This is a genomic window from Bacillota bacterium (assembly GCA_013314855.1).
In the GTDB taxonomy this organism is placed as follows: Bacteria; Bacillota; Clostridia; order Acetivibrionales; family DUMC01; genus Ch48.
The window spans coordinates 1-10,096 of record JABUEW010000138.1 but is presented as its reverse complement, the minus strand read 5'-3'; the positions used below and the strand labels follow the sequence as shown (position 1 = coordinate 10,096).

The following is a 10,096-nucleotide window of genomic DNA, read 5'->3' as shown; positions in this document are numbered from 1 at the left end:
TTCTGACATTTCCACTGATAAAGTTTGCACTGTTAAAGTTTGCACTGTTAAATTCCACCCTTAAATTTGTAAGAGTAATTTCCACTGTCGGATATCGTAGGGGTGGAATTTACTTTTGCAATTGAGTTTTATTAAATTTGTTACACATTTGTTATACAAATTTAACATTACTACAAGAAAAATGTGGTATAATATAATTGCCACAGCCAATAATACTAAATTTTTCATTTTTGTTCCTCCTTTTAATATAGATTTTTGGCTTGTTTGAGTTTAGTTTGTGAAGCACTTGTATAACTGGAATTATTTGTAATTTATAATCTAGTGCTTCTTTTTTTGTTTAAATTTGCCACCATAAATATGTTTTTATACACTTAAGTATCTTGAAATATTACTCTTTTTTGTTTATAATAAGTTATGGCTGTTATCAGCCGATTTTGTCCTTGAATAAGCTAACATTTGGCCATGCTAGATGGGGAGGTAGCGGTGCCCTGTACCTGCAACCCGCTATAGCAGGATTGAATTCCTGTTCCAGGCTTTTTCTCTGTAAGGCCTGCCCTTAGCAAGTAGCGATGAGGTTTGGGTCTTACGCAACGGAAACCTGAAAACCCCGTCAGGTTCGGAAGAAAGCAGCGGTAATCAGTCCCTTCCGTGTGCCGTGAGGGTGCCTGGACTGAGCTAACTACTTTGGTTACGCTTGGAGGGATAAGTCAAAAACAGGTGCATGGCCAATTAACTAAAAAACATACAGAAAAAAGACCGTCTTGGTCTTTTTTTGTAGTATGTTTTCAAAATTAGGGTGGGGGATTTAATGTCATATATAGCACTTTACCGGAAGTGGAGACCTTTAGTCTTTGACGATGTAGTAGAACAAGAACATATTGTTAAGTCTTTGAAGTATAGCGTAAATACAGGCCGTATAGCTCACGCTTATCTTTTTTGCGGTACAAGGGGTACCGGAAAAACTACAATGGCACAAATACTGTCCAGGGCAGTTAACTGTTTAAATCCGAATAACGGTAATCCTTGTAATGAATGTGAAATATGCAGGGGTATACTTTCCGGGAGTCTTCTTGATGTAATGGAGATTGATGCTGCTTCAAACAACAGTGTGGATAATGTAAGAGACATAAGGGATGAAGTTATTTACACTCCTTCCCGCGCAAAGTATAAGGTGTACATCATTGATGAAGTACACATGCTCTCTACCGGCGCCTTCAACGCTCTATTGAAAACATTGGAAGAACCTCCTTCCCACGTAATTTTTATCCTTGCCACCACTGAACCTCATAAGCTTCCTGCTACCATTTTATCCAGGTGCCAAAGATACGATTTTAGAAGGATAACGGTTGAAAGTATTGCAGTAAGGCTTGATAAGATTTCCAGGGCGAACGGCATTGATGTGGAGAACGAAGCATTAAAATTAATAGCAAGGATTTCAGAGGGGGCTTTACGTGACGCTTTAAGTATTCTAGACCAGTGTATTTCCTTAGGTAATAAAAAAATAACTTATTCCGATGTCCTCTCAATTACCGGAATGGCCAATGAACACTTTATATCAACCTTTGTTGATTCAATAAGTAACAGAGATATAAGCAATATACTAATTCTAATAAATCACCTTGTCATGGAAGGCAAGGATATATCCCAGTTTGTATCAACATTAATATTATATTATAGGAATCTTCTTATATGTAAATTATTAGACAATGCCCAAAGTATAATAGACGCATCCGGAGACTCTATAAATACTATGAAATTGCAGGCTTCTAGCTTAGATAAAGATGAAATTATATATATTATAAAAGAGTTGTCGGAGCTTGAATCAAGTTTAAAGTGGGCAAATCATCCCAGGGTCATGCTAGAAGTTACTTTGATAAAAATTTGTACAAATCCGGTAAAAAATGAGCCGCAAAAGATTGAGAATAATCAAACTATACCTGCAAAGCAGGTATCTTCCCAAGAAGGTACACATAACATCTTTAGTAACAGTGTCAATTTAGTCCAAATATGGGACGAGGTCCTTAAAGAATTAAATAAAGCGGGAAAGGGTCCATTATGCTTTATTTTACGCACAGCAAAAATTCTTGAATTTGATATAAACTGCATAGGAATAATATTACCTGGAAATGATGGAGCAAACAGGGAAATTGTTTCCCAACCTGCCAATATAAAGTTAATTGAAAAGATACTGAAGGATAAGCTGGGTAAGGAAGTAAGGGTTAAATGCCTTATTGAAAAAGATTTGGAAAACATTAAAAAATTCAATCCCGAAGTTATTGACTCCGAAATTTTTAATGATGATCGTGTTGAAAAAATTTTGAGTTTTGCAACTACATTTAACGCTCCTTTTAATATTTATGATAAATAGGAATAATAAGCTTATATTCCTTCATAAAAAAATAACATGTTGTATATTTGGCATAAACTGCTGTATAATTTATAATGACCAAATAGAATTTAGGAGGATTTATTTATGGCAAGAGGCGGATTCCCCGGATTTGGAGGCCCTAATATGGGAAATATTATGAAACAGGCCCAGAAGATCCAAAAGGAGATGGCTAGATTACAAGAGGAACTTGAAAGTAAAACTGTTGAAGCCAGTGCAGGTGGAGGGGCTATAACAGTTGTGGCAACAGGAAAGAAGGAGATCCTAGAAATAAATATAGACCCTGAAGTTGTTGACCCCGAAGATGTGGAAATGCTTCAGGATCTTATACTGGCAGCTGTAAATGAAGCACTAAGGAAGGCAGAAGAAATGGTGAGCAGTGAAATGAATAAGCTTACAGGCGGCTTAGGAGGCCTTCCGGGGTTGTTCTAGCGTGTCTGAGTTATACTTGGGCAGATAAGGCAGATGAATAAGGATGATTGTAGATGAATTACTTTGTGACCCCAATAGCAAAGCTTATAGAAGAATTTGAGAAACTACCAGGTATAGGTCCTAAGTCGGCGCAAAGGCTGGCATTTCACATAGTGAATCTTCCTACCGAAAAAGCCATGGGCCTTGCAAATGCAATAAAGGAAGCAAAAGAAAAAGTCAAATACTGTACTATTTGTGGGAACCTTACAGATAAAGATCCATGTCTAGTTTGTAGTTCCGGGCATAGAGACCAGGGCGTAATTTGTGTTGTGGAAAATCCCAGGGACGTTGTAGCAATGGAAAAAACCCGGGAATTTAAAGGCCTCTACCACGTACTCCATGGAGCCATATCCCCAATGGAAGGCATTGGTCCGGAAGATATAAAAATAAAAGAACTGCTTGTAAGGCTTCAGTCGGGCGAAATAAAGGAAGTTATACTTGCCACCAACTCTAATATTGAAGGTGAAGCTACAGCTATGTATATTGCAAAGCTATTAAAACCCCTAGGAATAAAAACAACACGTATAGCACACGGAATTCCCGTAGGTGGGGATCTTGAATATGCAGATGAAGTAACCCTTGCCAGGGCATTGCAGGGCCGCCGTGAAATATAACATAGGATTATTTGTTGGGATTAAGAAATTAAGGGAAAAAGGATTAAAATCAGAACAAAAAGTGTAGGTATTTATGGGCATAATACGGTAAGTTGTGTCAAAATAAAAATAAAGTTGTGTCATAGGTAGACATAATGTAGGTTATATCAAGATTCGAGATTCTTGATGTAAAAACGGTACAAATAAGATATTTAGGTTTTAGTGTTGACATATCATTTTGTATACCTAATAATGGAAGTATCGATAGCGTTTTTATACTGCGCATCAGTTATAATATTATTCATCAATAATATTTTTATTCAAAAAGGAAATGGGATATATGAGCAATTCAGTGAATACTTTTGAAGAGACATATAGAAGGTTAAGACAACAGAATAAAGAAGGTTGGAATACAGAAAAAATTTCACAAAGTATGTTTGAAATGACAACCAACATCTTGAAACGAAATAACATTTATAGTGGAAGCCTGCTGGATTTAGGTTGTGGAGATGGACGGCTTACATTGCAATTTGCACAGCATGGTTTTGAAGCATACGGCATAGATATATCTCCAACTGCTATATCATGGGCTATAGATAGAAGTAAAATCCAATTGGCAGATGCTAAATTTAAAGTCGGAAGTGTTCTTGATTTACCATACAAATCAGAGAAATTCGATATTTTAATTGATTCATTTTGTTTTCATTGTATTATTGGCAAAGATAGAAAAAAATTCCTCTCTGAAGCATTTCGAGTACTTAAAAATAATGGGGTGTTGATAATAATGACAAAGTGTGGTAATCCAAAAGACTCAAACTACCCATTTGACCCTATCACAAGATGTAAAGTAGAAAATGGTGTTCCTACAAGATACTGGGGACTTCCTGAAAATATTATAGCAGAAGTAAAAGATGGAGGCTTCAACATATTAGATTATGAAATATTTAATTATGAGCAAGACCTTCTTGTTATTAATGCTATAAAACTTTTATGATGCTTTTTCCTTAAATAATGTAACTGTTCAAAACCCGACTGCTTTGTACTAAATAATAATGTAAAATTTATATTATTCGATGTAAAAGGAAGAAAAGCAATTCTGTCAATAGTGCACAACAGTTTTATTATATGAATAAAAGAAGGAGGTACTTAATGACTATGACTTTAACGATTATAGTGCTAATATGCATAGCAGTTGTAGCAGTTCTAGGTGTTTTACTCAAAAGCTATCTAAAAGACAAATCATCAAACCAGATATTGTTATTAGGATATTAGGAATTGAATTAACAGTGGTTGGAGGCATATTTATAATTGGTTTAGGTGATGTGCTTAATGGGAGCGTGAACATTGGACTAATACTTGTTATAATTGGATTATTAATAAGTGTAATTGGATTTTTCTTAAAAAATGACAAGGAATAAATTCATTATAGTTAGATAAAACGTAACAAATGTCTGTTTTGTGCATTCCTTTGGACATTAAACGTGAGGTAATATGTATGGAAAGTATTGAAAAAAGGATTATAAATTTGTTTCATGAATACGACTCAACAATTGATTTACTCAACTTTTTTAAAGACAATAAGCAATATGCACAGGAGTTTATATTACTGGTTTGTTCTCGACTAGATTCACTGGCTAATATGGCAGCATATCAGCAAAAGAAGCAGCATAAAAGATTCGTAAGTTTTATACAAATGTTCTCAGATATGGGTATTGATTTTTATTCTATTAGCCTACCTGAATTATTCTATTATCTTCACTACCAGCTTTATGTAGTAAGTCTCGTAGTTCCCAAACCAGGAAGGCTTTCAATGTTAGATGTAAGTGATTATATAGCATTCATCCCGTTTATTTGGCAATCTGGTATACCAATTACAGAATTAGAAATATCCCGTTTTATAAAGTTTTTATTAGTGAGTATTCAAAAACAATATAGAGTAACTCCTACACAGAAGCGATCTTCTAAAAAGTCTATAGACGGTCTTAATAATGTTATGGATTATCTCACATCATCAGCACAAAAATATTGGCATGGACACTATAAGGACTCACTCGGGGGGTTGAAAGAATTCTTATCAGAATTTAGTATTGGTAACATCATGTATAAGGAATATAGATGCAGTATTATACATCGCTATAAAGTGGATGTTTCTGATAATAGGTTTTTTAGGGAAAAAGATATATATTATGAAACTGTTTATAATAATAATTTTGAAGTTAGTAAGTTCTTAAATATCCAATTCCCTGCAGAATTTTTATTAACGCTCTTAACAAATTGTTTAAAAAACTATCAAAAGGCCCTTATCGATAGCAAGAAACTTCCTCTAGACATGTTTAACCTTATATGCGATACGGTGAAAGAAATAAAATACCTTGATGATAATTCAGTACCGGATATCAAAAACTTTAACATAAAGTTTCAGTAATAATACGCTAAAAGGTAAAATTATGTGTTATTAAACTATTACACTTCGATATATTAGAATTCAAAGTAAAGGTAAGGCTTGCTGTAAAACCAGCATGTAAATGCTATTTGTGAATACGTTCTAACCCATATTATCTGAAATTGATTGGTGCATTATTTATAAAATTGCGAAGTAACCTGCTTATGAAATTATTATATATTTGTATTTTACATTGTTTATATGTATAAAAAGAGACAAGTCCTTATTTACTGGGCTTATCTCTTTTGCAGTTTAGATAAGTTATCAGAACATGGTTTTTGTTGTTGACAAATTAGCCCAGATTATTCACTGGGCTTTATGTACATACTGGGGTGGTTAGCCCCAGAGTATTTATTCTTGGACGTATGATGGGAGTTTCGCCTTTTTGCCGCCGTCTTTGTTATTGCTTTTGAGCTTAATCTCCTCCAAGAAAACCACATCCTTACAGAGCAGTTCAAATTCATCCCTGCTATCTATGCGGGCAAGGATATTATCTCTGTGGACTTTTCCTATAATTACCTTTGGTTGTGCTGCGGTCTGGATTCTTACCCTGACACCCTTGGAAAATTTTTCAGCAATTTTCCTGGAGGTTGTCCAGCTTAATGCTCCTTTTTCCCAGGGTAAGGAATATTCGTTCTCGCCACGGTAAACCGTTACAAACCCATCATTGTCAAATTCAATACCAGACAGGTCAAGCTGCACATTTGCAGCATTAAGCCATCTGGACACCAGTGAAGGGGTATAGAGTTCTTGTCCTTTATCTATCCAGTCCCAGTATTCAATAAGCAGATAATATTTCAGCTCTTCATGTTTACAACTTGCAATGGTATCAAATAGGGCGGCTCCCCTTTGATAAGAACTTACCATGACTAAATCTTCACCTATAGTATCTAACTCATCTTTATATTTTTCTTTCATATTTTTTATATATTCTGCTGAAGAAATTGGGGAATCTGGTTGAGGAGAATCTTGGATATTGCAATTTTCACCATCTTCATCTTCGTTATCGTTTAGCTCTTCATATTTTTCTTCCATAAAATCTTTTAGAGGATAGTCTTTTTCAGTCAACTCCTCATCAATCAGCCTTCCTGCATATTCTTCTGCAAGTTCAGAAGCCCAGCCTTCACCAAGCTCATTTGAAAAAACTCTTATATGTTCGGTTACTGCATTTTTGAGGATATAATCACGGGCATTATAAGCGATCTTATAATGCGTGATATAATCCTCTGGCAATAATGCTTCAGCGTACCTGATCCAATAGCCACCGTATCCGTTTAGGCCATCGTCTGACCCATATTTTTCATACTCACGAACTTTATCTTTAGGGAATTTGTACATAACAATAATCTTGCAGAGACTGCTCAATATAGATTCAACCATATCCTTAATCGGGATATATAATGATATTTCACCGATATAAAAAGAAATACTAACTACTTTCCCTGTGCGCCTGTTATATTGGCAAGGTATAGATATCCTTGCAGGCAGGTTTTTCTTAATGCCTATTTCCATGTTATTTACAATATCCTTAAACATTTCCCTGTCTTTTTGTGTTAAAAGGTCCTGGTTTACAAGGGATTCAATTCCTTTTATGAATATTTCCCTGACTTTCTCATTATTGTATACAGGTCTTCCGTCCTTATCTTTTTTAAAAGTAATTACTCCAAGTTTTTCGTGTTCAAATACTATCATTTCTGCTTTTGCCATTTACAAAAACTCCTTCCTCTTCATCAATAGTTTTATTTCAATAACTGAATCTTACTGACTCTTTCGTGCCACTTTCAAGTATTTTTATCGAAATTGAGTTGCATTTTGATAGTCTTGTAAACTTGTGCTTTGAACAAGGTATTATTGAGGGAATAGGAAAGGGGAAAGCCATTATTATGTAAGTTCAGGGAGGTATGATGTAGTATACTACCCTGAACGTAAACAGTAGTATTAAGCAGCGCCATCGTCATTGTCCTGGGATTGCTTTATCCGACGGACACAGCCGTATAACATTTTGATAATTTCGAGGCATTTGGCTTCTAATCGGTCGTAATCTTCTTTTGAGATATAGTCCATGTCCAGGCCGAATAAAATCCAGCTTCTTGTCTCGGATAAGCTGCCGATTGCCGTATTGAGAAATGTTATTTCCTTGCTGGGATAGAACTGGCCATTGCCTTCAGCTACGTTAGCAGCAATCGATGTAACAGCTCGACGAATTTGACTGGTTGCACCGTACTGCTCGGAAGGAGGGAATTGTTCTGTTATTTTATAAACATCCTTCACCAATTCCCTTATCTTATTGTAGACATCCAGAGATTTGAAATCCCTTATATTATTAATGGTGTATGCCATATATATCTATCACGCTCCTTTGCCAGTTTTACATCTTATGCCTTCATAGTATCAAAAATGGGAGCCTGAAGTCTAATTTTACTCGATTGTTATGTTATAATTCTTTTTATATACATTTATTTTGAATAGAGAAGTTTACTATCTGATAAAGAGCATCATAGATACTTGCGGAGGTTTTGAAGGATGCACAAACTTGACGTGAATCATAGAAATAAACTAGATAGCCTTGAATGGCGGGAATTTCTTCCTCCCTATGAAATACTAAAAAAACTTGGATTAAAAGAAGGGGACGTTGTTGCCAATATTGGCTGTGGAATTGGATATTTCTCCATTCCTGCTGCCGACATTGTTGGTTCAAAGGGTATTGTTTATGCTATGGATGTAGAATTGGAAACGGTAGAGGAAACGCAAAGGCGAGCAGCGGAAAACGGCATGACGAATATCAGGCCAATTGTAACGGCTGAATATGATATGAAGGTCGGTGATTCTACGGTTTCTTTTGCATTTGCCTGTCTGGTATTGCATGAAGTTGAAGACAGGGTTCGGTTTATAAGAGAAATAAAGCGTATACTAAAGGGAAATGGGAAGATAGTGATTGTCGAGTGGATAAAGAAGGAAAGCGATTGGGGGCTGCATGTGGGTCAGAAGTTAGAAATCAGTTATGTGACGCAAATTCTTCAGGATTGCGGATTTAAGAGTGTGTCTACTACAGATATAAATGAGTATTTTTATGCAGTTGTGGCAAGAAAATAGCTATGATGGTTTAAGTTAGCAAGGATAAGGCTTAAGATGTAAAAATATAAGAATATATATCTTAAACCTTATCATTTCTTACATTTACTACGTTAAGTAAATAAAGTTCCCAGAAAGTTTAGAACTAAAACAGGTAATAATATATTTTAGCGGTAGGTGGTCGTATTATTTTTTATAGAAGGGAGAGTTTTCCTGTATGTCCATGTAACAATATGTCCATTTTGTTACCTTAAAACATATATTTCGACACGACTTTAATTTTTCCTGCATATTAATATATTTTTTATAAAATAAAAGCCCCAAACTATTTAGTTGGTTATTTAGAATTTTATACCATTTTAGAACTGGACCAAGGAGTACAGTTCGTCCTTTTGGTCCTGGTTTACACCAATATAACGCAGGGTTATCCGTTGCGAGCTGTGATTAAAGGTATCCATGATAAGCCCTATATTATAGCGGGACATTTTATAGGTCCAATACCCCCAGGTTTTGCGTAGGCTATGGGTTCCAAAATTTTCAATACCTACAGCTTCAGCGGCTTCCCGTAATATTCGGTAACCCTGAATCCTGCCTATATGCCCACCTTTTTTGCTTGAGAAGAAGTAATCTTCCTGCGTTAAATTACGTGTTTTCATGTAGTTTTCTATCTCTTTTTTGAGAGCTTCATTGATCTTAATTTTTTTCTCTTTGTCAGTTTTCCTTTCTTTCAGGATAAGATATTCACGAAAGCGATTATCTGTTGTATAAATGTCTTTAACTTTTATAGGCAAAATATCACTAATTCTCAAGCCTGTATTTAAGCCAAACTTAAACAATAGTCCATATTTTGGGTCTTTACCGTTTAAATAATAGTACATTTGCTTAATTTTTGCTTTATTACGAATAGGTTCTACGGTCATCAACCTGTCCCTCCTTGGCCATTACATGAGTACTTCTGATAATATATGGTAACCGAGCGGATGCTTATATATAAATTTATCATAAATATTATAAAAAAGATACATGGATTTTTTATACAAAAAAACTCAAAGGAAAAAGTATTAACATCAAATGCGCTAAAAACAAGGATTTTATTTTTTTAAACATGTAACAAAATGGACATATTGTTAC

The 10,096-nt window shown here is 35.1% G+C and carries 9 protein-coding genes and 1 other RNA gene; 7 read left to right on the top strand and 3 right to left on the bottom strand.

Annotated elements, in window-relative coordinates:
• Window positions 1–460: 460 nt before the first annotated feature.
• The 6 genes from ffs (at window position 461) to HPY74_17580 (ending at window position 5,875) form a co-directional block, all read left to right on the top strand.
• An RNA gene (gene ffs, locus HPY74_17605) (signal recognition particle sRNA large type) lies at window positions 461–725 on the top strand.
• An 83-nt stretch (window positions 726–808) separates the two neighbouring features.
• Window positions 809–2,368: a DNA polymerase III subunit gamma/tau gene (gene dnaX, locus HPY74_17600; protein NSW92448.1), complete on the top strand. Its 1,560-nt coding sequence runs from the start codon at window positions 809–811 to the stop codon at window positions 2,366–2,368.
• Window positions 2,369–2,473: 105 nt separating this feature from the next.
• On the top strand, window positions 2,474–2,818 hold the full coding sequence (locus HPY74_17595) for a YbaB/EbfC family nucleoid-associated protein (protein ID NSW92447.1): 345 nt from the start codon (window positions 2,474–2,476) through the stop codon (window positions 2,816–2,818).
• Between the two features lie 53 nt (window positions 2,819–2,871).
• Window positions 2,872–3,471, top strand: a complete 600-nt coding sequence (gene recR, locus HPY74_17590; GenBank protein ID NSW92446.1) for a recombination protein RecR — start codon at window positions 2,872–2,874, stop codon at window positions 3,469–3,471.
• A 319-nt stretch (window positions 3,472–3,790) separates the two neighbouring features.
• Window positions 3,791–4,444, top strand: coding sequence for a class I SAM-dependent methyltransferase (locus HPY74_17585; GenBank protein ID NSW92445.1), 654 nt, complete (start codon window positions 3,791–3,793; stop codon window positions 4,442–4,444).
• Window positions 4,445–4,945: 501 nt separating this feature from the next.
• Entirely contained in the window at window positions 4,946–5,875 is a 930-nt protein-coding gene (locus tag HPY74_17580; protein ID NSW92444.1) for a hypothetical protein, read from the top strand.
• A 369-nt stretch (window positions 5,876–6,244) separates the two neighbouring features.
• Here the strand turns inward: HPY74_17580 and HPY74_17575 are convergent, their stop codons facing one another.
• On the bottom strand, window positions 6,245–7,600 hold the full coding sequence (locus HPY74_17575) for a hypothetical protein (GenBank protein ID NSW92443.1): 1,356 nt from the start codon (window positions 7,598–7,600) through the stop codon (window positions 6,245–6,247).
• Between the two features lie 231 nt (window positions 7,601–7,831).
• Complete coding sequence (locus HPY74_17570; protein ID NSW92442.1) at window positions 7,832–8,233, bottom strand: four helix bundle protein; 402 nt, start codon at window positions 8,231–8,233, stop codon at window positions 7,832–7,834.
• 183 nt (window positions 8,234–8,416) lie between these two features.
• On the opposite strand from HPY74_17570, the gene HPY74_17565 reads away from it, so the two are divergent.
• Window positions 8,417–8,986, top strand: a complete 570-nt coding sequence (locus HPY74_17565) for a methyltransferase domain-containing protein (protein ID NSW92441.1) — start codon at window positions 8,417–8,419, stop codon at window positions 8,984–8,986.
• Window positions 8,987–9,324: 338 nt separating this feature from the next.
• Here the strand turns inward: HPY74_17565 and HPY74_17560 are convergent, their stop codons facing one another.
• Window positions 9,325–9,885 (bottom strand): tyrosine-type recombinase/integrase, encoded by a 561-nt coding sequence (locus tag HPY74_17560; protein NSW92440.1) that lies wholly within the window; start codon window positions 9,883–9,885, stop codon window positions 9,325–9,327.
• Between the last annotated feature and the right edge of the window lie 211 nt (window positions 9,886–10,096).

Coding starts and splice junctions, on each gene's coding strand:
- HPY74_17560 (NSW92440.1), bottom strand. CDS start 9,885: ATGACCGTAGAACCTATTCGTAATAAAGCAAAAATTAAGCAAATGTAC.
- HPY74_17575 (NSW92443.1), bottom strand. CDS start 7,600: ATGGCAAAAGCAGAAATGATAGTATTTGAACACGAAAAACTTGGAGTA.
- HPY74_17565 (NSW92441.1), top strand. CDS start 8,417: ATGCACAAACTTGACGTGAATCATAGAAATAAACTAGATAGCCTTGAA.
- HPY74_17595 (NSW92447.1), top strand. CDS start 2,474: ATGGCAAGAGGCGGATTCCCCGGATTTGGAGGCCCTAATATGGGAAAT.
- HPY74_17580 (NSW92444.1), top strand. CDS start 4,946: ATGGAAAGTATTGAAAAAAGGATTATAAATTTGTTTCATGAATACGAC.
- HPY74_17585 (NSW92445.1), top strand. CDS start 3,791: ATGAGCAATTCAGTGAATACTTTTGAAGAGACATATAGAAGGTTAAGA.
- HPY74_17570 (NSW92442.1), bottom strand. CDS start 8,233: ATGGCATACACCATTAATAATATAAGGGATTTCAAATCTCTGGATGTC.
- recR (NSW92446.1), top strand. CDS start 2,872: ATGAATTACTTTGTGACCCCAATAGCAAAGCTTATAGAAGAATTTGAG.
- dnaX (NSW92448.1), top strand. CDS start 809: ATGTCATATATAGCACTTTACCGGAAGTGGAGACCTTTAGTCTTTGAC.